General features: G+C 41.2%; 16 protein-coding genes. 15 read left to right on the top strand and 1 reads right to left on the bottom strand.

All coding sequences use genetic code 11. The features are described 5' to 3' along the window. Window positions 1–52: 52 nt before the first annotated feature. Complete coding sequence (locus IFO69_RS00880) at window positions 53–1144, bottom strand: acyltransferase family protein (protein ID WP_192007068.1); 1092 nt, start codon at window positions 1142–1144, stop codon at window positions 53–55. 345 nt (window positions 1145–1489) lie between these two features. Here IFO69_RS00880 and IFO69_RS00875 point away from each other — a divergent pair, with 345 nt between their 5' ends. The 15 genes from IFO69_RS00875 to IFO69_RS00805 all read left to right on the top strand — a co-directional run bounded on the left by IFO69_RS00875 (window position 1490) and on the right by IFO69_RS00805 (window position 23500). After that, on the top strand, window positions 1490–2578 hold the full coding sequence (locus IFO69_RS00875; RefSeq protein ID WP_225443943.1) for a family 43 glycosylhydrolase: 1089 nt from the start codon (window positions 1490–1492) through the stop codon (window positions 2576–2578). A gap of 117 nt (window positions 2579–2695) precedes the next feature. Beyond that, window positions 2696–3679: a family 43 glycosylhydrolase gene (locus IFO69_RS00870; RefSeq protein ID WP_192007067.1), complete on the top strand. Its 984-nt coding sequence runs from the start codon at window positions 2696–2698 to the stop codon at window positions 3677–3679. Between the two features lie 19 nt (window positions 3680–3698). Then, window positions 3699–5279: a family 43 glycosylhydrolase gene (locus IFO69_RS00865; protein ID WP_192007066.1), complete on the top strand. Its 1581-nt coding sequence runs from the start codon at window positions 3699–3701 to the stop codon at window positions 5277–5279. Window positions 5280–5321: 42 nt separating this feature from the next. Further along, window positions 5322–6335: a glycoside hydrolase family 43 protein gene (locus IFO69_RS00860; protein WP_192007065.1), complete on the top strand. Its 1014-nt coding sequence runs from the start codon at window positions 5322–5324 to the stop codon at window positions 6333–6335. 117 nt (window positions 6336–6452) lie between these two features. Then, on the top strand, window positions 6453–7622 hold the full coding sequence (locus tag IFO69_RS00855; RefSeq protein ID WP_192007064.1) for an endo-1,4-beta-xylanase: 1170 nt from the start codon (window positions 6453–6455) through the stop codon (window positions 7620–7622). Beyond that, on the top strand, window positions 7619–8758 hold the full coding sequence (locus tag IFO69_RS00850; protein WP_192007063.1) for a sialidase family protein: 1140 nt from the start codon (window positions 7619–7621) through the stop codon (window positions 8756–8758). Before IFO69_RS00855 ends, IFO69_RS00850 begins: the two co-directional genes overlap by 4 nt. A gap of 112 nt (window positions 8759–8870) precedes the next feature. Further along, on the top strand, window positions 8871–10004 hold the full coding sequence (locus IFO69_RS00845) for an acyltransferase family protein (protein ID WP_225443942.1): 1134 nt from the start codon (window positions 8871–8873) through the stop codon (window positions 10002–10004). 853 nt (window positions 10005–10857) lie between these two features. Then, window positions 10858–11457: an RNA polymerase sigma factor gene (locus tag IFO69_RS00840; protein ID WP_192007062.1), complete on the top strand. Its 600-nt coding sequence runs from the start codon at window positions 10858–10860 to the stop codon at window positions 11455–11457. Window positions 11458–11550: 93 nt separating this feature from the next. After that, entirely contained in the window at window positions 11551–12540 is a 990-nt protein-coding gene (locus IFO69_RS00835) for a FecR family protein (protein ID WP_192007061.1), read from the top strand. Window positions 12541–12562: 22 nt separating this feature from the next. After that, on the top strand, window positions 12563–15907 hold the full coding sequence (locus tag IFO69_RS00830) for a SusC/RagA family TonB-linked outer membrane protein (RefSeq protein ID WP_192007060.1): 3345 nt from the start codon (window positions 12563–12565) through the stop codon (window positions 15905–15907). A 9-nt stretch (window positions 15908–15916) separates the two neighbouring features. Beyond that, the gene (locus IFO69_RS00825) at window positions 15917–17332 is read left to right on the top strand and encodes a RagB/SusD family nutrient uptake outer membrane protein (RefSeq protein WP_225443941.1); all 1416 of its coding nucleotides are present in this window, start codon (window positions 15917–15919) and stop codon (window positions 17330–17332) included. A 78-nt stretch (window positions 17333–17410) separates the two neighbouring features. Next, window positions 17411–18706, top strand: coding sequence for a serine hydrolase domain-containing protein (locus IFO69_RS00820; RefSeq protein ID WP_192007059.1), 1296 nt, complete (start codon window positions 17411–17413; stop codon window positions 18704–18706). A gap of 12 nt (window positions 18707–18718) precedes the next feature. Continuing rightward, entirely contained in the window at window positions 18719–20248 is a 1530-nt protein-coding gene (locus IFO69_RS00815; RefSeq protein WP_192007058.1) for a glutamate racemase, read from the top strand. Continuing rightward, window positions 20235–21821 (top strand): N-acyl-D-amino-acid deacylase family protein, encoded by a 1587-nt coding sequence (locus IFO69_RS00810; RefSeq protein WP_192007057.1) that lies wholly within the window; start codon window positions 20235–20237, stop codon window positions 21819–21821. Before IFO69_RS00815 ends, IFO69_RS00810 begins: the two co-directional genes overlap by 14 nt. Before the next feature lie 506 nt (window positions 21822–22327). Further along, entirely contained in the window at window positions 22328–23500 is a 1173-nt protein-coding gene (locus tag IFO69_RS00805) for a glycoside hydrolase family 43 protein (RefSeq protein WP_192007056.1), read from the top strand. Window positions 23501–23502: the final 2 nt, after the last annotated feature.

Raw genomic sequence — 23502 nt, 5'->3', positions numbered from 1 at the left:
TCAGGTACGGTTTCAGTATAAAATTAGTAGTGCAAAAAACCATGCTTCAAACTTAATGGATTTTTCTTAGAAAGATTTTGATTGGAGTTTCTATGTAAAGAAATAGTAGGATAGCGATCACTTGTAAAACGATGAGTAGGAGCCAAAAATTGGAGATATAAATCGCAATATAATCTTTGAAAAGCCCTATATGGATCAAGTAAAAAGCATAGCTGGCATTTCCCAATAATTGCATAAAAGGAGTGGCAAGAAAAGTCTTCAAATAGGTTTTTTCATGTAAGAGCCCCCAAATCAAAGGGCCAATACCTATAATGGGCAGTAAGAAGTTGTTGATAACAATACCGGTCCATTGGCTGTCTCCTGCGGCACCATCTTCCGACAGCAAGGCGAGAAACAGCAAAGTGAGTAAAACACCAGCAGTGCCCACTAGGGTAAAATACCGTCTTTTGATGGCTTTTGATTTTACAAACAACTGGGCGATGAACATTCCCATTAGGAATTCGAAGCTCCGTCCAAAGAAAGTAAAATGAAACAGGAATTTAAAGTCTGGCATAAAGCCATCAATGGGTAGAAGTTGGCTGAGAACCATCAAAGCAATTCCTGTTAATAAAATCAAAAAGGTAAGTAGTAAAAGATGGAATGTGGAGTTTTTAAAAAGGAAGGCAGCAAGAACAGGGGCCGTTAAATAGAAGCATTCTTCTACCGTTAAGGTCCATGCCTGCGCAATGCCCGTGAAGATATAGTTACCAAAGAAACCTTTTAAAAGTGTCATGTTGAAAAACAACTCCCATAACTGATCAACAGAAATCTCATTGAAATACCAAAAACTAACACCATAAGTCAATAATGTCAAAATGCCGAATAACGGAAAAATCCTGGTAAAACGTTTCCATAGGTAGGATCCATAGCTGACTTGTCGCGTCAGTAAGTATTGATAGGAAATGATGAATCCACTTAATACAAAGAATAAGCTGACACCGATATGCATTTCATCAATCATCTTAACAAGTAGAGAAGGAGCCTTTGTGTCTTTCAGCGGATTAATATGATGAAAAAATACCATGAAGGCAGCTAAAGCCCTGAACCCCGTCAGGGAGGGAAGATATTTAGGGGATAGCGCTTTCAATGGAATAGTTCTTACCATAAAGTAAAGAATAATATAACTGGAATGGAAAAAAATAAATGGTTTGACTTAAACGGTTTCGTGAGAATTTTAAGTTTGATGCTTACATTTTTTTGTGAATTCATCAAAAAGTTTTCGTCAGTATACCCTAGAAATCCATCACTGTAGATGAGAAAATGTGATTTATCCTTTTTTGGTCAAGGGGAGTTAGGCCTGATCAAAGCAGCCAACCGAACTAGAGAGAAGGATATTTACAATTAACTGACGGTTTTATGCTAGCTGAATTTGAGCTTGTTCAACTACTTTTGAATGATGGCTGCTTCCTTTAGGAATCTTTAGCCATTAAAAAGTACCCGGAATAATCAAATGAATATACTCAGCGTTTCTATAGCAAAGAATGATTTTATGAGTTCTCGCATGAGGCAACTTGTATGGAGCCAATTATTTTTAGGCACCGCTTTGCTATGGCTTCTTTTTACTTTAAATAACCAAGCTTGGGCTCAGGATAAAATCCGTGAGGCACCAGCACCCATGTACAGAGATCCCATTTATGATGGTGCAGCCGATCCGGTCATGGTTTGGAATCAAGAAGAAAATTCATGGTGGATGCTTTACACTACCAGAAGAGCCAACCTTCCCACCCAAGATGTTTCCGCTTATTATGGTAACCGCATTGGAATTGCAGCAACCAAGGACCATGGACAGACCTGGGTTTTCAGAGGTTATCTTGACTTGGAGTTTGAGCGAGGTTGGAATACTTTCTGGGCACCTGAGGTAATTTACCATAATGGCAAATACCATATGTTCGTCTCTTACATTCAAGGGGTGAGAAACCATTGGGGTGGTGCCAGTCACATTCATTATTTTACCAGCGAGAACCTCTGGGATTGGGAACATCAAGGTCCATTGACTCTTTCTTCTGATAAAATTATAGATGCGACCATTTTCAAAACAACAGAAGAGAAATTCCTGATTTGGTATAAAGATGATAGTCGAGGAGGAATTACCATGGTATCAACTTCTGATGATTTGATCAATTGGGAAACCAAGGATGTACCAGCCATTGGCGGAGGAGCTCATGAAGGCCCAAAAGTATTCGAGTTTAGAAATTATTACTGGATGTTGACAGATGAGTGGAAAGGATTACGCGTTTACCGCTCTGAGGATCTTCAGAATTGGGAAAAACAGGGGATGATTTTGGACAAGCCTTCTTCCAGAGAGGATGATACTCCGAGTGGTGCGCATGGTGATGTGCTAGTATTTGGAGATAAAGCCTATGTGTTTTATTTCACCCATCCGGGGAGAGACAGCCATGCTGTTACCAAGCCAGAACAGTCATTTCACCAGAACCATAGAACGACCATTCAAGTGGCGTCTTTAATTTTTGATGGAGAGACCTTAAAAGATAATCGCAGTGAACCTTTTGATTTTTACATGCCCGATTTAAATGAATAGAAGAACATAAACAAAATATACCTATTGCCTATTGTTGAACCTGTTTTGGGTCTACCCAGTGAACTTCCTTTTGGTAGTTTATTGGGTAATGACCCAGACTGGAAAAAGACTCCCAAAATGACAAAAAAACTAAGAATAATTGGTCTTGCCTGTCTGCTCTACTGTTCATCTATAGGGTTATTGTGGGCGCAGCAAATGATGTTTGCCGATTCGAGCAGGCTAGGCAGGCCTTTTTCCAAAGACCCTCATGTAGTGAAATTTGAGGGAAGATTTTTGATGTACTTTTCCATTCCGCCAGTACCAGATCAACCGGGTGGCTGGGGAATCGGCATCGCCGAAAGCAGTGATTTGATCCATTGGGAGAAAATAGGTACTGTGGCAGCAGCGGAGGAGTATGAGAAAAATGGCTTTTGCGCGCCAGGTGCATTGGTGAAAGATGGGAAGGTACACCTCTTTTATCAAACTTATGGCAATGGGTCTAAGGACGCCATTTGTCATGCGTATTCTACTGATGGAATCCACTTTACCAGAAATGCCACTAACCCGATATTTGCACCTAAAGCGAGCAATTGGAGTAATGGGAGGGCCATAGATGCGGAAGTTTACGCTTTTAAAGATCATTATTTTCTCTATTTTGCAACAAGAGACCCTCAAGGCGAAATACAGATGCAAGGTGTGGCAGAAGCTCCCCTCAATACCGACTTTAGTCGGGATGATTGGACCTTGGCCAAAAATGAATCCATCTTAAAACCTGAACTGGGCTGGGAAGGGAAGTGTGTGGAAGGGGCTTCCATTATTGAGCGTAAAGGAAAACTTTATATGTTCTATGCAGGGAGTTATAATAATGCCCCACAGCAAATTGGAGTGGCGGTCAGTGAAGACGGCATAAATTGGAGGCGTGTGTTTGACCAACCATTTTTGCCCAATGGAAAAGAAGGAGAGTGGAATAGCAGTGAGTCCGGTCATCCGCACATTTTTGAAGATAAAGAGACAGGCAAAACCTATCTTTTTTATCAGGGCAATAATGATCACGGACACACTTGGTGGCTGTCTAATGTAGAAGTGAAATGGAAAAAGGGTAAACCCCGCTTAAAGAATTAAATAATTGATGATCAAATACATGTTTAAATTAAAGTATGCACATTTCCTGATCATTCTCTGTGTGTTGGCCGCAAGTGCTTGTCAAGCACCCAAGAAGCAGGAAGAAAAAGTTGAGGATAAAGAATCATTTCGGGTTGTCAACCCGGTTTTACCAGGGGATCATCCTGATCCCACCGTGATTAAGATTGGGGATTTCTATTATGCCTCAGCTACTTCTAATGAATGGGCGCCACTGTTTCCGATATTTAGATCCGCAGATTTGCTCAACTGGGAGGTGGTGAATTATGTCTTTCCAGATGGTGCTCCGGGCTGGGCTAAAAATAACTTTTGGGCACCAGAGCTTGCTTATGATGAAGCCCAAGAGAAAATCTATGCTTACTATACCGCTAGGGACAAAGAAAGCAATCGGCTTAGTGTGGCAGTGGCCAGTGCGGATACGCCTGAGGGGAGTTTTAGAGATCATGGTCCTTTAGTTGCTCAGGAGGCTGGTTCCATAGATGCATTTGAAGTGAGGGATGAAAATGGAAAGCTCTATTTGACCTGGAAAGAAGACGGTAATAGTAGGGGACTTCCCACACCCATTTGGGCCCAAGAAATCAACGAGGAGAGGACCCTCCTGATGGGGGAGCCTCATGAATTGTTCAGGAATGATGTAGATTGGGAATTAAACTTGGTCGAAGGGGTATGTATTTTCCGTGAAAACGATTATTTCTATGCTACTTATTCGGCGGGTTCCTGTTGTGAAAAAACCTGTAATTACAAGGCTGGCGTAGCACGGGCAAAGCGCTTGCTCGGTCCTTGGGAAAAGTATGAGCAGAACCCCATTCTTAAAGACAATGATAACTGGAAATGTGCCGGCCATGGCACGATAGTCCAAAAAGATGGAGAGCATTATTTACTGTACCATGCTTATAGCACCGATGGAAGTGTTTATGTTGGAAGGGAAGGGGTGTTAGAGCAGCTATATTGGACGGAAGATGACTGGCCTTATTTTAAAAACCATGCTAAATATGACCGAGAAAAAGCATCATTGACATTTACAGATGACTTTGACCCTTCAATAGATAAAGTCTGGCAATGGAGAGTGACACAGGATATTCAATATTCCACCGGTGAGCATGGGTTGATGCTGCAAGCTTCAGGAGTAAATGAAGGACTTGGCTCTTTACTGGTACAGACTTCCACTTCTCCCGATTATGAAATAGAAGTGGCCATTGATCCAGTTCATACAAACGCAATGGGTGGTGTGCTGTTGGTCGGTGGAGCGCACAATGGTTTTGGGGCACCTGTGGCAGGCATGGGGATAGCCCTTAGCGACGATGGAATCCAAGTAATAGAAAACCGGGATAAACAAATGGAAATCAAAGCCCAAGCAAGCTTGGAAAAGACTGATCAGGTCAAACTGAAAATGGCAGTGACCGAAGGGCATCTTCTCCATTTCTATTTTACTAATAGTGATGGTAACTGGGAAGCATTGGGGGATACTTTCGATGCGGCCCATTTGGTACCTTGGGGCATGGGCTTTCGTTTGGGACTTTTTGCCAAAGGAGCCAATGGAACCGTGGTTAACTTTAAGGGTGTGACTATCAATCATCAATAAATGAATTAATCCTATACTACTATCAAAACCCAACAAACGAATATGAAAAAATTAAATGGACTTTTGTTTTTGGCCTTGGCAGGAGCTTTTGCCTGTAACTCCAAAACCACAGAAGAAAAGATCACCTTAGCAGGGGAGCAAGAGACAGTGAAAATGTCTGGAAACCCCATTTTTGAAGGCTGGTACGCCGATCCGGAAGCCATAATTTATGGTGATACCTACTGGGTGTATCCGACCTATTCGGATGCCTATGAAAAGCAAGTATTTATGGATGCTTTTTCCTCCAAGGATCTGGTGAACTGGACCAAGCATGAACGTATCATTGATACTACGGAAGTAAAATGGGCTGAAAAGGCCATGTGGGCTCCCGGTGTTATCAGCAAGGATGATAAATACTATTTGTTTTTTGCTGCCAATGATGTTCATGAAGGAGAAGTGGGAGGTATTGGTGTGGCCATTGCTGATCAGCCACAAGGACCATTCAAAGACCTTTTAGGTAAGCCATTGATCAATGAAATTGTCAACGGAGCGCAACCTATTGACCAATATATTTTCAAGGACAAGGACGGTACTTACTACATGTATTATGGTGGCTGGGGCCATTGTAATGTCGTTAAACTAAATGATGACTTTACAGGAATTGTTCCTTTTGAAGATGGTGAACGCTACAAAGAAGTAACTCCGGAAAGCTATGTGGAAGGGCCTTTTATGTTTATCAGGGATGGTAAATATTATTTCATGTGGTCAGAAGGTGGTTGGGGAGGTCCTGATTATTCGGTGGCTTATGCTATCGCTGACAGTCCGTTTGGGCCTTTTGAAAGGGAAGGGAAGATCCTTCAGCAAGATCCAGAGGTAGCCACTGGAGCCGGACACCATTCTGTCATTCAGATACCTGGAGAAGATGAGTATTACATCGTGTATCATAGAAGACCCTTGACAGAAACCCATCATAACCATCGAGCGACCAGTATCGATAAGATGGAGTTTGATGAAAATGGTAAAATCAAACCTGTAAAAATCACCTTTGAAGGGGTGGAAGAAAGAGAAATAAAGTAGTTGTTGATGAGTTGAATAATAATAAATGTTCCACAGGTGGATACTGATTTGCAAAGTTATTTACATTGATTTTTGCATCTGTGGCATCCTTTATATCTGTGGATCTAAGAATAATTTATGGGAAAGAAGTATTTGAAAATATTGAATTGTTTGGGGCTAGTTGCAATTGCGATAAGCTGCGGACCAAAAGGAGGAGCTGAAGAAAAGCAATCAGTACCAGATGTAAATGAGACAGCGGAGACATCAGAAAGGTGGTCCAAAGAGCAAGCCAAAGCCTGGTATGCAGAGCAGGATTGGTTGGTGGGAGCAAATTTCAACCCCAGCAATTCGATCAATCAGTTGGAGATGTGGCAGAAAGAAACCTTTTCGCCAGAGCTGATCGATACGGAACTGGGTTGGGCAGAAGACATAGGGATGAACACCATGCGGGTCTATCTCCACGATTTAGCTTATCAGCAAGACCCGGATGGTTTTTTGGAGAGGATGGACAGCATGTTGGGGCTTATGGATAAGCACGGGATGAAACCGTTGTTTGTGTTTTTCGATTCCTGCTGGGATCCATTTGTGGAAGCAGGAAAACAACGTGCTCCTAAACCTCATGTGCATAATTCAGGCTGGGTGCAAAGCCCGGGTTATCATGCTTTGGCTGACAGTACCCAATACCCAAGGCTAGAAAATTACGTCAAAGCAGTAGTAGGTAGATTTGCCAATGATCCTCGTGTCTTGGGCTGGGATATTTGGAATGAGCCAGATAACGATACAGGTGTCTCCTATCGTGACAAGGAGCATCCCAATAAAGTGGATTATGTGCTTCCATTGATGGAAGAGGCTTTTGATTGGGCAAGATCTCAGCACCCAATTCAGCCTTTGACTTCGGGTGTCTGGTTGGGAGATTGGGCTTCCGAAGATGTGATGAGCCCTATTCAATTGGCACAAATCAACAATTCGGATATTATTTCATTTCATAATTATGACAGTCCCGAAGAATTCCAAAAGCGTATTGATTGGCTAAAGCGATATGATCGTCCCATGATCTGTACGGAATATATGGCCCGTCCAAACGGTAGCACTTTTGAAGGTTTTTTACCGATCGCTAAAGCAGAAAATATAGGTATGTTCAACTGGGGATTGGTTGATGGAAAGACCCAAACCAAATATCCATGGGACAGTTGGGAGAAAGAATATACCGCCGAACCTGAATTATGGTTCCACGAGGTATTTCACAAAGATGGAACACCGTACAAAAAATCAGAAACAAACCTGATCAAGAGCTTGACAGGAAGATGAAAAAAGGGGAGCTGAACTTGTGGGTTTTTGTTATTTTATTGTTCATGACTTCCTGCTCAGGATTAGGAGCAGGAAGTCCCCCTGACCCACAGGATTATACCATTGTCTGGGATCAGTCTACCCTTGAAAGAATATCTCCGGATATATTCAGGTATGCGGGGTATGCCAGGGTAAGGGAACTGGCAAATGAACATTTGGGCGTCGCTTATGAAGCAGATGGGAATATTTTTTTTAGGATTAAAGAAAATGGAGTTTGGAAGGAACCTGTCTTGGTGGCGCCCAGAAAAGAAGGGGAAGCCATGGCTGTTCCGGATTTTACGGTACTTGACAATGGCGAAATCTTATTGGCTTATAACCCAAGGCCAAGAAGAAATCAACAGGATAAGCATTTTGCCATCAGAATCGTAAGAAGTTCTGATCACGGCCAAACCTGGCAGGAAGACCAATTGGTTTATGAAGCTGGGACAACTTTTGAAAATGGCTGTTGGGAGCCTGTATTTCTCACCCTGCCAGATGGAACCATTCAGCTTTATTTTGCAGATGAAGGCATTTTCACAGAAACCAATGAGCAGCGGATCGCTATGCTAGCGTCTACTGACGGAGGATATAGTTGGAGTGAATCTCCTCAAACCATCAGTTATCGCAAAGGAAGTCGTGATGGCATGCCAGTGCCTGTGTTATTGGAAGATCAAACTATCGCAATGGCCATTGAAGATAATGGGTTTGGTCCATTTAAACCATACATTATCAAGGCCGATGGGTTGTCTTGGAAAGAGACAGTAAATGCAGACCATCCTCACAGAAAATATGCTATGGCTGAGCAAATCCCTCCAAATGATTATGCAGGAGCCCCATACCTTGCTCAGGGCGTGAATGGGTTGACTTTATTGTCATTTCAGTGGGGAAGCAAACTGGAAGATGCCCAAATGGCGGTAGCTATTGGCAATGAACAAGCCCTACATTTTACCAATACTACTTGGCCGTTTCAATTGCCGCAAGAGAGCATTGGACATTGGAATAGCATTACCGTATTGCAAGATGGGAAAATCCTTGCCCTTACCAGTACCAATGGCTTTTCCGATAAAGGACAAACTGAGGTATGGATGATTCAGGGAGAATTAGTCGGCAAGGAGTAAGTGGGTAGTAAGTTTTTGTAAGATTTTTAAGAAATAATTGCTTCAATTTTATAAGTGGTTGTTATGAATCCTTTCAAAATTGCTTTCTTGCCATGCGATTTAAATAAGTAGTATGACAAATCATAAATCCATGCATTCAGAAGCGGTCAATTCCAATCTCCTAAAAACCAAGCAGCACTTTGAAATATTAGACGGATTGCGCGGTTTAGCGGCAGTGGTTGTGGTCATTTTTCACTTTATGGAAATCATTCAGCCTGACTTCAACAACAACTTTATTGCACATGGGTATTTAGCGGTAGACTTTTTCTTTTGTTTATCAGGTTTTGTGATTGCGTATGCTTATGACAACAGAATCAAGGAAATGGGGATAATTCCTTTTTTTAAGTTGAGGTTAATTCGTCTTCAGCCTTTGGTCATCATAGGGACTTTAATCGGAATACTCTCTTTTTGTTTAAATCCATTCAGCGATGTTTCAAATCATTATAGCTTTGGGGAGAGCCTACTGTTTTTTATTACTTCTGTTTTAATGATTCCTTATCCAGTGGTGCCGGAATTGTTTTTTAATAACTTTCCGTTGAACCCGCCTTCATGGTCTTTGTTTTGGGAGTATGTGGCCAATATTTTATATGTATTGATTCTCTTTAAGTTGCGTCATAGAATACTGATTTTTTTAACTGTTTTGGCAGCCATTATCTTATGTTACTGTGCGTATTTTGATACCAACCTTTTAGGAGGTTGGGGAGGAGAAACCTTTTGGACTGGTGGTGCCAGAATTTTCTTTTCATTTTTGGCGGGAATGCTTGTGTTCCGTTCAAAATGGATCATTCGAAACAATTTGGGTTTAGCTCCAATGGCAGGGCTGTTGATGATTGGTTTTTTGGTTCCTTTCGTGGATGGTTTCAATCATGTTATAGACCCAATTATTGTAATCCTCTATTTCCCATTTCTAGTTGCGCTGGGAGCAGGAGCTAAACCTGCGAAAAAATCGCTTAAGTTGTGTACTTTCTCAGGAGAAATTTCTTATCCACTCTATATGGTCCATTATCCGTTTATATGGCTGTTTTATAGTTATTGGGAAGCTTACAGTCCAGATATGAATGAACTGATCCTGATCACCTGTTTTGGGACGATGCTTTTGATAGGCTTTGCCTATGTTGTTATGGAGTATATGGATAAGCCCATTCGGAGATATTTGAAAGATAGACTGAAAAAGAAAGCTCAGGTAAAGAAAAGTCTGGTTGTTTAAAAATTTCAGACCTCAATGTTTTTTAAATTTTTAAGGGTTCTATCTGATTTACTAGGGATAACTAGATTTGGGAAGGCATGACAAATCCAGTTTAGATTACAAATCACGACCTTTATGCCTTTTTCTGCCCAGACTAAAAAGTGTAAAAAAATTCTACTGCTGCATGCACTTCATGCAGCAACTAATTTCATCCCGTAAAACCTCATTTAAGTACCTGTAAATTTTCAGGTTTGATAGTGGTACTCCTTTGGTGGAGTTCAGGTGTTATTGCCTATTTCGGTCTATGAAGTCCTTACCCTGACTTCACCTTGTTTTGGGGTAAAACAGAATAATCTTCGGATCACTCAGGGATCTCCTTCGGATCACCTTCGGATCAAGCTCGGATATTACCGAGTGAAATCCGAAGATAATTTGGGTGCTTAACCTGTTTGATCCAAAGAAAAGTAAACGGAGTAACCGATCTATCCTAAGGGAATGGTTAGGACATTGGAGGGAAGTGGTAGGTTGACCAAGCCTCTTCCCGTGCTTCAGAAAGCCCAAAAAAGATTCCAAATGGAGTGTGGATGGTGATCATAAGTATTGGTCTTGAAAAGAGGGGCTTTTAATCAAGATCAATAGCTGCAGGACAGATCAGTTTATATTTTTCCCAAAAATCAGCATGATTTCATTACTTCGTATTTCGTTGTATGGATTAGCCATACTATTTCATATGGTATTGTTTTAATTTACCGTTAAAATGAAAAAATTGATGTCTGCTACTGGTTTTTAGCTTGTTAAAGAAAGCTTGTTTGTGAATATTAAATATTTTTTTTCACCTTTAGGCTTCTATTTAATCGAGGAGTAAGGTCTGTTTATGCTTAATACCAATTATCAGGAAAATGAAAATGCGATCATTGATCAATTGGCTCATGGCAATGAGCAAGCATTTTCCAAGGTGTTCAAGGAATATTCTCCTCAAGTGTATTACATCGCTTTAAAGTATTTAAAATCGGAGGATTTGGCCAATGATGTGGTACAAGATACTTTTTTGAAGCTCTGGAATTATCGGGCTCATATTGATTCAAAACAGCCCATTAAGCCTTTGATCGTTACTTTTGCAAAGCGAATCATTCTAAACATGATTCGGGATGAAAAGCGAAAAATCATTAAGCATGTGGAGTTATTGGCAACGAGCTCACCGGCTACCAACAAGACGGAAGAACAAGTGATTTTTAATGAAACCAATAAGGTTTATCAAGAAGCGATTAAGTCTTTGCCTGAAAAGAGAAAAGAGATTTTTTTGTTAAAAACTGTTCACGGGCTCAGTAATGAAGAGGTGGCTGAAAAGCTGGAAATTTCTATCAATACAGTTAAGTCTCAGTATACAAAGGGATTGAAGTCTGTACAAGATTTTGTGAGTAAGTACTATTCAGTGATCGCACTTTCAGTTTATGCTATAGATAAACTTTCTTGATCCTTCATAAATAAGAAAAATAAACTTTTTTTCATCCTAGCGTAATACTTCGGTAACCTTCGGGTGTATTCCTTACAAAACACCCGAAAGTCAATGAACCGACCTAGTGAGGAACAGTTAGCCAGTTATTTCAACAATCAATTGAAAACCAGTGAAGCCAAGAAAGTTTTGGACTGGTTGTCCACGCCCGAAGGTCAACAATACCTGAGCCTGCGCTTGGATGAAGACTTTGCTACCATGGATCAAGGTCAGAAAACCATCCTGAGACCTAAAATTACCGCGGAGGATATTCTCAAGACATCCCATTCCCTGGAGCAAAAACCTACAATGACCAAAGGGAAGTCGCAAACTGGTCAGTGGCGTGTAGCGGCTGCAGCAGGTACTTTGGCGTTGTTCATGGCCGTTCTGGTGTATTTCCTTATGGACTGGAACAATTATGAGACCTACCAAACGGCTTTTGCTGAGTCAGCTGATGTTATCCTTCCAGATGGTTCTCAAGTGCATATGAGTGGTAACAGCGAGCTCAAATTCAAGAAAGATTGGGCGTCTAATGAGATCCGAGAAATTTGGTTTGAAGGGGAAGGTTACTTCGATATTGTCAAGATGAAGGCAGAGAACAGATTTACAGTGCATACCGCGAGGCAGTTTAATGTGCAAGTATTGGGTACCACTTTTACGGTGACCGCGAGACCTTCCACTTCAAGGGTGGTGCTTGAGTCAGGTGCAGTGGCCTTAAAAATGGAGGATACTGCCGGTCAGAATGAGATCAAGATGGTGCCAGGAGAGTTGGTGGAAATTGACCATCAGCAGGATTTGCTGATCAAAAAAGAAGTAGAAACAGCCATTTATACCAGTAGGAAGGATGACAAGCTGGTGTTCGATAAGACCCCTTTGAAAGAGATCGTGAGGATCCTCAAAGACGACTATGGTTTTACGGTTATCGTCAACGACGCGGAGATTTTGAAAGAAAAACTAACCGGTGTAGTCCCTTCCAAAGATGTTGAGGCCCTTTTGGAGGGGCTTCGCTCCCTATTGGATGTTAAGATCATCAGGGACGAAAATGTAATCAAATTAATTCACTAACCATATCTAACCCATAAACATTATGAAAGTAAAGATTTTACCGATTATGGGGTGCGTTTTAGCTTGGAATTTGGGGATGGCAAGGCCTGCGCAAGAGACCTTGTCTTACAACTACCAAGTAGAGAATACACGCTCAAACAAAGCAAAGACGGTGAGTCTGACTGATCTCCTCAAAACGGTTGAGGGTAAGTACGGCGTATCGTTTTTGTACAAAGATGAAATCAGCCAAGCCTCGGTAAAAGGGGATTTACAACTTTTGGAAAGTCGTTCCCTTGGTGAGGCCTTAAAACAGATAAAACTACAGAATCCAGAATTGGAGTTTGATAGAATCAAAGCTAATTTTTATACCGTCAAAAAGACCGATATAGATCAGGATGGAGTATCAAAAGTTTCCAAAAGAAGACTCGATCAATTGGCGGTTAAATCTTCGAAAAGAATAGAGCGTTCGATTGCAGGTACGGTCACCGCCGGAGATGGCGAAACACTTCCTGGTGTCAGTATCATGATCAAAGGAACCACCAAAGGAACAATCACCGATTTGGATGGCTCTTTCGAACTGAATGTACCTGATGGTCAAGTCACCTTGGTCGTATCTTTTGTTGGATACAAGAAAAAGGAAGTGACTGTGGGGCCAGGCCAAAGTCAGATTGATGTGGTGATGGACAATGATGTGCAGACATTGCAAGAAGTGATTGTGGTGGCTTATGATGAACAGTCCCGTGCTTCATTTACCGGTTCTGCTGTGGATGTCAAACTGGAAAAAGTACAAGGAGCACCAAGGGCTTCTTTTCAAGAGAGTTTACAAGGGAATATTGCGGGTGTCCAGTCCGCCTCTCCGAGTGGTCAACCCGGTTATTCCCCTAATATTCGAATTAGAGGTGTAGGCTCTATCAATGCCAGTTCGGATCCACTTTATGTAATTGATGGAATTCCTGTGGTGGCAGGAAATATTTCCCAAATCGCGACGAGTTCCAATACCATTGCAGGTTTAAATCCCAATGATATTGCATCCATGACCGTTTTGAAGGATGCATCTGCCACTTCGATCTATGGGTCTAGAGGTGCCAATGGGGTGATTTTGATCACTACTAAACAAGGGAAATCAGGAAAGACAAAATTCGATGTAAGTGTACAAAGAGGCACTAGCCAAGTACTATTGGATGATAGGAATAAGCCATTGACCACTCCTGAATTAGCAGAGTTACTGGTGGAGTCCAGGGTGAATTATGGAGATAACCAGCAAGCAGCCGAGGATTATATTTACAGTAGGATAGATCAAAATATCAATACCAATTGGTTTGATGTGATCACCAGAGATGGATCGTATCAACAATATTTTATCAGTGCTTCGGGAGGAAATGAGAAAACTAATTTTTATTCTTCCATAGGCTATTATGATCAGGAAGCGCCGATCATCGGTATAGATTACGAAAAACTCAATGCTAAGGTGAATGTAAGGCATGCTGCTACCAAGAAGTTGACATTGGATTTGGGCTTGGCCGCCAATACCCAAATCATGCATACCAATAGTGAGGCGGGGAGTGCCAATAATCCGATCAGAAGTATGTTTAGGGAAGTACCTTGGGAGCCCGTTTATAATGAAGATGGCAGTTATAATACCGATATTCTTTTGACTTACAATCCCGTGGGATTGGTCAATGAGAATATCCGCGAAACCAAGCTTTATAATGCTTTGGGTAATGTAGGGCTGAAGTATGACATTATGGACAATTTTTCCTTTGAGACCCGTGCCAATCTGGATTTTAACTTGGCCGATGAGTTCCAATATGATAACCCTTATTTTGGAGAGGGAAGAAATGATGGTGGTCGTGGCAGGGCTTATACCAACATACTGGTCAATTGGAATGTGACCAACTTATTGAAGTACCGCTGGGTGATGGATGATGAGAATAGTGTCAGTTTTACCTTGGGACAGGAAGCTCAGCAAATATCTGCTAATTCCGTATATGCCTATGCCAGCAATTACGGAGCTCCAGGATTGACTACCTTGGCCAATGCATCTGTTTACAGGGATGCTTCCACCGAGAAAACAGCCTCTTCTATTTCATCTTTTTTCCTCAGCGCTAATTATGCTTTTGGAGAGCGGTATTATATGAATGTCACAGGCAGGAGAGATGGTTCCTCCCGCTTTGGTTCTTCAGTTCGCTATGCCAATTTTGGTTCTGTTGGCTTGGGCTGGAATATCCATAGGGAAGCGTTCTTTGGGGAGAACTTTGTGGATGAACTTAAGCTAAGGGGTAGTTATGGTATTAATGGAAACCAAGGTATTGGAGATTTTGAATCCAGGGGGCTTTACCAAACTGGCAATGATTATAATGGCATGCCAGGCTATGCTTATTCCCAGCAGTCCAATCCTTATCTGACTTGGGAAAAGAACAAACCATTGAACATAGGTGTGGACTTTAGGGTGTTCAAGCGGCTGACAGGAACCATCGAATATTATAATCGTGTGACTTCAGATTTGTTGCTCAATGTACCCATTTCAGGGACCAACGGTATTACCAGTTATTTGGCCAATATTGGCGAAATGAAAAATAGCGGTTGGGAATTTAGTCTGAGCGCTGTTAATATCGATAAGGGCGATGGATTCTTCTGGAGTACAGATTTTAACCTCACCACTAACCAGAATGAGGTACTCAAACTGAATGAGGATGAGGCCATCGTCGATGGGCAATATATTCGCAGGGAAGGAGCAGACTTTTATACCTTCTATATGCCAGGATACGCTGGTGTAGACCCTGCTAACGGTGATGCATTGTGGTTTACGGATGCCTCTGAAACTGAAACTACCAATGATTATGGGAATGCTGATCCTTACGAGCAAGGAAGTGCCTCTCCAAAGTTCTTTGCAGGTTTGACCAATAATTTAAGCTACAAAGGGTTCAGTTTATCCTTTCTTTTTTATCTCAATTATGGCAATAAGGTATATGATTACTGGGGACGCTATGTGGCCAGTGATGGAAGTGCCCAGTTGAATGATCGTGGTAACATGAGCCGCAAGATTTATGATAGAAGATGGCAGGAGCCCGGTGATATCACCGATGTGCCGAAAATGGTATGGGGCAATACACAATCAGGAAGTTCCAGTCAACATTCCACCCGTTTCTTGTATGATGGCACCTATTTGAGGTTAAGGGATATTACCCTTTCCTATAACTTACCTAATGCGCTTTTGAGTAGGTTGAAAATCAGTAATGCCAAAGTTTACCTGAGGGGCAATAACCTTTGGACATGGGTGAAAGATAAAAACTTGGAGTCTGATCCAGAAGTGGGTATTGCAGGAATGACAGATTTGCGTGTTCCGACATCCAGGCAATATTTGATAGGCATAGACTTTTCATTTTAAAACGGCACAATGATGAAGAAAACAATAATATACCTTCTTGCAGGAGCTTTGACAATGGGAAGTATATCTTCCTGTAGTGAGAAGTTCCTAGAAATCGATCCAGAACAAAGTGTATCTACCAACAATGCCATAACGGATGTCAATACCTTGCAGACCGCTTTAAATGGTACCTATAGCAAACTTCAAGGCAGTGGCTACTATGGAAGATCTGTCTATGTGATCCCAGAATTGATGGCAGATAATCTGTATTTGAGTCTTCGTAATACGGGACGCTATTTGGATTATCATAATTTCATTGTCCGTGAGCAGGATAGTTTTGCGGAAGACCTTTGGAATACCAGTTATGAGGTGGTGATTAACGCTACAAGAGCCCTTCAAGGTGGTGAGGCCTTGACGCTTAATGGGACCCAACAAGAGGAAGCCAATCAAATGATCGGTGAAGCGTACACTTTAAGGGCATTGGCTCATTTTGATTTGACCCGTTTTTTTGCCCAACCTTATAATTTTTCTGCAGATGCAGCCCATGAAGGGGTACCTATCATTGCTACTATTGGTGAGGATCCAATTGCCCCAGCCAGAAATACGGTGAAGGAAGATTATGATTTGATCATTGCAGACTTGAACAAAGCCATTGGCTTGATGAGCGATGAAACAGCGAATGGGACCCTTTCCCTCAACGCTGCAAAAGCGCTATTAGCAAGGGTCTATCTTTATACGGAACAGTATGAATTGGCTGCAGAAACAGCAAATGAAGTGATCCAAAGCGGTAATTATTCATTGTTAAGCTCTGAGAATTACAGTGACATTTGGTCGGAAGATTATAATTCTGAAGTGATCTTCGAAATTGTAAATACTATAGCGGACAATGCGGGTACCAATGGCTTGGGGCATTTCTTTGATGAAGCAGGCTATGCCGATGCTTTGGCAACAGAAGACCTTTACGCTACTTATGCTGACTCGGATGTAAGGAAATCTGCGATCGAAAGAAAACCAAAAAACGGTGCGGAAGACAATGCTTTGTTTGTGATGAAATTTCCCCAAGGAGCCTTGCAGGATGATGATGTGAAGATTTTACGTATTGCGGAGGTTTACCTGATCCGAGCGGAGGCCTATGCAAAGACCGGTCAAGAAACGTTGGCTCTGGAAGACCTGAATACATTGGCCCAATCCCGTGATCCTGAAGCTGAACCTATCGTTGCAACTGGGGAGGCGCTATTGGATAGAATTTTGGAAGAAAGAAGGAAGGAGTTGGCGTTTGAAGGACATCGCTTATTCGATTTGAATAGAAATAAAATGAATGTGAATATTGATCAGGGTATTAATGTTATCGAAGAAAGCTACCCGAACAATCGATTTATTTTACCCATTCCTTTATCGGAACTAAATGCGAATCCAAACATTTTACCACAGAACCCTGATTATTAACCTTTATTAGTAAGTTGTGGATTTGGGGGAGTAGAAATATTCCCCCAATTTATTTTATAAGCTACTAAATTGATGTTTATGAAAAACAATCGACAAAATCTTGTAGGGCCTCTTTTATGGGTGTTGCTTCTATTGATGACTAATTGCGCTACTAAAGGAGGTGTCAGTAAGGAGACTAAGAATCCTAAGACGATGAAATTGGATAGCCTTTTCAGCTACTTGTATGAGCATCAATTGTTCAATGGAGCTGTGGCCGTGGTAGACCAAGGTGATTTGATTTTCAAGAAAGGTTATGGTATGGCCAATTTGGAGGATAGTACTGGATTTTCGACTGAAACTTCCATGGAAGTAGCTTCTGTATCAAAGCAGTTTACGGCAGCGGCTATCATGCACTTAGAACAAGGAGGTAAATTGTCTTTGCAGGATGACATCCGTAAATATTTACCGAAGGATTTCCCCTATGAAGGAGTGAAAATAAAGCATTTGCTGAGCCATACCGGAGGTTTACCAGATTATACAGATTACTTTTTAGATAATTGGCCCTCCGGTCAATTGGCGAATAATAAAAATATCATGGCTTTTTTTATGGAGTACAAACCTAAAATGATGTTTGCCCCAGGTACTGATTATTCCTATAGCAATACAGGATATGTAGTGCTGGCCGAAATAGTTGAAAGTGCTTCAGGACAACCTTTGAACCAATATTTGGAAGAAAACCTATTCCGGCCATTCGGGTTCAATCATGCCGGTTTTTATCATCGATCTGAAATATATGGTTTAGAGAATTATGCTCCGTCATTTATGTGGTCCACAGATTCCTGTGCCTATGTACGGCCTGAGAATTTGCCTGGTAAATCTTATTATTATTTTCTAAGCGATCGATTGGGGCCAGGTAGGCTTTCCTTAAGTGTGGAAGACTTGCTGAACTGGGATAAGTTGTTATACACCGATGATTTTATTGGAACCGGTAAAGAGGAGATGTTTACTCCTGTGGAATTTGAAGGGGTGGAAACTGATTATGGCTATGGATTCCATAACTATTTGGATGAAAAAGTAGGAGCTGTCAGCTATCACACGGGAAGTTGGGCTGGAAATTTGAGCTATATCAAGCGATTTAGAGATATCAAAAGTACTGTTGTCCTACTCAATAATACCCACCATAGTGCCTATATGAAACAAATCAGGGAAGCAGTGGATGCCATCATTACGAATCGAAAACCAAAACCCATTTTACCGGATTTAGCGGAACATTATCAGAAACTATCCTGTGAACCGGGCTTTGACCTTAGTGCTTGGCTAAGTAAAGTGAGCGATGTTAATTATTCTTATACAGAAGAGGACTTACAAGAAATCAGACAAAATCTTCATCAATAACAGATTTGTGAAATGGAAAAGAGCAATCAATATATTTTTTTGGCAGTTATCGCGGGTTTGCTGTGTTCTTGCAGTAGGCCAGTAGAAGAACAAAAAGAGGTGAAACAATCAGTCCCTATGGCTATTGAAAGTGCCATTTTGCAGGAAACTGACAACTTCTATTATATAAATTTCAAAGACTATCCTGAAATGGACAAAACATTGCCCATTGGGGTCTTTGATTCGGGAACAGGAGGCTTGACTGTATTGGATGCGCTAGTTCAGTTTGATGAATACCAAAATTCAGGGCATCAGAAAGGTAGCGATGGGAAGCCCGATTTCTTAGGGGAGAAATTTATTTACTTGGCTGATCAGGCCAATATGCCTTATGGTAATTACTCGAGTGAGGATAAAACAGCACTTTTGGTGGAGCATATCATTAAGGATACCCAGTTTATGCTTTCCAATAAATTTTATAAAGACAAAAGTGCCCGTCAATTTAGCACTGAAAAATCACCCATCAAAACCTTAGTAATTGCCTGTAACACGGCAACAGCCTATGGGAAGGAACTAATTGATGAATTTATTGAAAAGGCAGGAATTGAACTGCATGTTATCGGAGTGATTGACGCTGGTGCCAGAGGAGCCTTACAGGAGTTTGAAATTGATGAAAGCGGCGCGGTAGGCGTTATGGCAACTGTGGGGACGGTAGCTTCTAAGGGCTATGAAAAGACTATTCTGAGAATTAAAGAAGATCTAGATTACACGGGAGAGATACAAGTTTATAATCAAGGCGGTCATGGAATTGCTGAAGTGGTGGATGGAGAACCGGATTTTATCGATCGAGAAGCAGCTTCTCCTCGTGAGGGTTACAGGGGACCATCATTAGAAAGTACGGAGTTTCCTATTGATAAGACCTTGATGGATATCTATAATTTTGATTTCGATCACGACAAGATGCTTTGTGATTCCAAGAACACGGATGATTGTCAAGTACTTCAAATCAATGATGCTGAAAATTACGTGCGTTATCACTTGGTATCCTTAATGGAGAAGATCAGAACCTCTCCCAATGCCCTTCCCCTGAAAGCGATCGTACTAGGATGTACCCATTATCCTTATCTCACTTCTGATATTAAAAAGGTGTTAGATGAACTGTATAATTATCGAAATAAGGGTGTGTATATCTATAGAGATTTCATGAAAGAGGAAATAGCAATTATAGATCCTTCGGTGAATGTGGCCAAAGAGCTTTATGCATACCTTTCAGAAAAGCAACTCTTTAATCCAAATGGAAACATGAAAGATAGCGAGTTTTATATCAGTGTTCCGAATAAGGACAATAAAGATGTTAAAATGGATGAAAGCGGCCGTTTTCCTTATGCGTATAAATATGGAAGAAAAGCAGGTGAAATCCAGGAGTATGTTAAGGTTGTCCCTTTTTCAAAGGACAATATACCATCGGAGACGGTAGAGAGGCTTTCTGCTACAATTCCGTTGACTTTTTCTTTGATTCCAGCTTTTTCGAAATCATCAAAACTAATAGGACATGAAGCTCAATGAAGCATGTGGGATAGCCAAGCTGCTTCGCACTATATTAATAATGATTTTCATTGTATTGATCTCTTCCTGTAAGAAGGAAGTGAAAGTGGATGTGCTGATCTCAGGAGCGAAGGTATTTGATGGAACCAATACACCATCCAAGGCTATGGAGGTAGGTATCACAGGGGATCGAATCAGTTATATAGGAGAAAAGGGCATTGATGAAATTACTGCCAAAACCACCATTGAAGCGGAGGGGTTATACTTGGCTCCTGGATTTATTGATCCGCATACGCATGTAGATAGGGAGTTGTCAGATCCCCAGCAAAAAGGAAATGTACGTTATCTCAAGCAAGGTGTGACGACTGTTTTTGCGGGCAATGATGGCAGTAGTCCTATGCCCATAAAAAGAAAATTGGATGAATGGGAGCGAAATGGTATTGGAACAAATGCAGCACTTTTGGTTGGCCATGGTTCTGTAAGACGCGTGGTCATGGGGATGAAGGCAGAAGAGGCCAGTCCTGAAAAATTGGAAGAGATGAAAAGTGTGGTTGAAAAGTCGATGGAAGAGGGAGCATTTGGGATATCTACGGGGCTTTTCTATGCACCTGGAAGTTTTGCCAATATGAAAGAGGTAATTGAACTTTCAAAGGTAGTGGCTGCTCATAAAGGGATATATGATACCCACATGCGAGATGAAGGTTCATATAATATTGGCTTAATGAATGCCGTCAAAGAAACCATTGAAATTGGTAAAATTTCAGGTGTGGATTTACATATTTCTCATATTAAATGCCTGGGAACTGATGTATGGGATCATAGTCCAGAGGTCGTTCAGCTTGTTGAAGAGGCCAGAAGGTCAGGGCTTCAAGTTACCGCCAATCAATATCCTTATTTAGCCTCCAGAACTACGTTGAAGGCAGCTTTGGTACCTAGATGGGCAGAAGATGGTGGTTATGAAGATATGGTCTCAAGATTTGACCAGACCGATTTAAGAGATTCCATTATTGTGGGTATCAAGGAGAATATTCGAAAAAGAGGAGGACCCGAGTCATTGATTTTTTCTGATGCCAAAGAGGAAGAAATGAATGGTCTAAGCTTAGGTGATATGGCCAAGCAACTTGGATTGAGTTTACCGGAAACTACCATGGAAGTGCTGAAAAAAGATGGGAGTATTCAGGTCATTTCCTTTAATATGAAAGAGAGTGACCTTAATCTTTTTATGCAGCAGCCTTGGGTCATGACAGGTTCTGATGGAGGAGCTGGTCATCCCCGACAGTTCGGTACTTTTTCACGAAAGATGCGTAAATATGTAATAGAAGAAAAGGTAATTTCCTTGCCTTTTATGGTCCATAGTTCTTCTGGCCTCACAGCAGAAACCTTTAAAATCAAAGACAGAGGCTTTGTTAGAACGGGCTACTATGCAGATTTGATTCTCTTCGATCCTTCAAAAGTCCATGATAGGGCTACTTTTGAAAATCCTTATGAGGAGGCTGTTGGAATGGAGTATGTATGGGTAAATGGCCAAATGGCTATTGAAAAAGGTGAGTATACGGGTCAATTGGCGGGGAAAGCATTGAGACACGAACCCTAAACTCTTAAAAACGCAAAAAGCTATGAAACAATATCTCATAGCTTTAGTCAATTAACAATAAACCCAAAATAACCTGCTGTAGGAGAAGGACTCGAACCTCCACGGAGTAGTTAGGCAAAACACGAGCTCGATATTTGCTTTATCCCAGCATCTCCACCCCCGAGACAGGAGGGCTTGTCTGCCAATTTCAACATCCTACAGTATAAAAGACCATTTATCTTTGTTTGATATTTCAAAGGTAGGTAAATCTAGTTTTTGGTGCAAATATTTTAATATAATAATTTAATAATTATTGAATAGTTACTAATTGATTGTTTGTGTTGTTGATTTGGTAATTTTGTTTGTTAGATAAACTTGATGATTGCCAAAAAATAAATGGAGGTTTTTAGGCTGAAATAGTTTTCCTGATCGATTTATTGAAATTTGTTAATAGATGAAGGATTTTTAGGATTTAGTTATAATGATTGCATTTAATTTTAAATTGGAAACTCATTGAATATTACAAAATGAAAAAACAGCTTATTAATTCGTTAGGCAGCTTCGTTTTATTTTTCTTGGCAATAATTTGTCTTGCTGCATGTGGTTCGAAAACCAATAGAGATAAGGAAAACGCGAGTAAAGATAATGGTGAAGGTACAGCGGCTAAGGCCAGCTACAGCAATCCATTAGATGTGGAATTTGGAGATCCCTATATCCTCAATGACGGAGATGGGAAGTATTATATGTATGGAACAGGTGGAGGTGCCAAAGATGGTTTTGCGACTTATTCTTCTGATAACCTCGTTGATTGGAAGTTTGAAAGGCAGGTTTACACAGGAAATACGGAAGATTCCTGGGCTTCAAAGTTCTTTTGGGCCCCAGAAGTCTATAAAATCGGAGGGAAATATTATATGTTTTTCAGTGCCCAGTGGAAGGTCAACCCTACGAATGAAGAGGAAAATTTTATGATTGGCGTGGCAGTTTCTGATAGTCCAACAGGTCCTTTCAAAGAAATGTATGATCGCCCGATCTTTGATCCTGGCTATCCTATTATTGACGCCAATGTCTATCAAGAAGATGGAAAGTACTATCTCTATTATTCCAGGGCTTGTTATCAGCATCCAGTTGAAAGTGAAGTGGCTGATTGGGCAAAAGAAAAGGGCTGGTATGATGAAATTGAAGAAAGTTGGGTGTACGGAGTAGAGCTTAAATCAGACTTTTCGGGAGTGATTGGAGAGCCTGTGCTGTGCCTGAGACCACCTTTGAAGATGGATGATGAGCAAGCGGAATGGGAAAGTAGATCAGTTACCAAGCAGGAGGTGAATAGAAGATGGACAGAAGGTTCTGTTATCTTTAAACACGAGGATACTTATTATATCATGTATTCCAGTAACTATTATGCAGGGGAGAACTATGCTGTGGGGTATGCTACCGGGAAAAGTCCATTAGGTCCATTTACTAAAGCAAGTAATAATCCAGTGTTAGAATTGAATATCCATAAAGGCGGAGAGGTGACTGGAACTGGGCATAATAATATCGTCTTTCTGGACAATGGCGAGATGTACTGCGTCTATCACGGTAGAACCAAAGCTTCAGGACAGGATCGCGTCGTTTTTTTGGATAAGATGGAAATCAAAGAAGACGGTACTTTGGTGGTTAATGGCCCAACGACTACCGCTCAGCCAATGCCTTTGAAGTAAAA

Source organism: Echinicola arenosa, assembly GCF_014841125.1.
Classification (GTDB): Bacteria; Bacteroidota; Bacteroidia; order Cytophagales; family Cyclobacteriaceae; genus Echinicola; species Echinicola arenosa.
The sequence above is the reverse complement of the archived record's forward strand: the minus strand, read 5'-3'. Positions and strand labels throughout refer to the sequence as shown.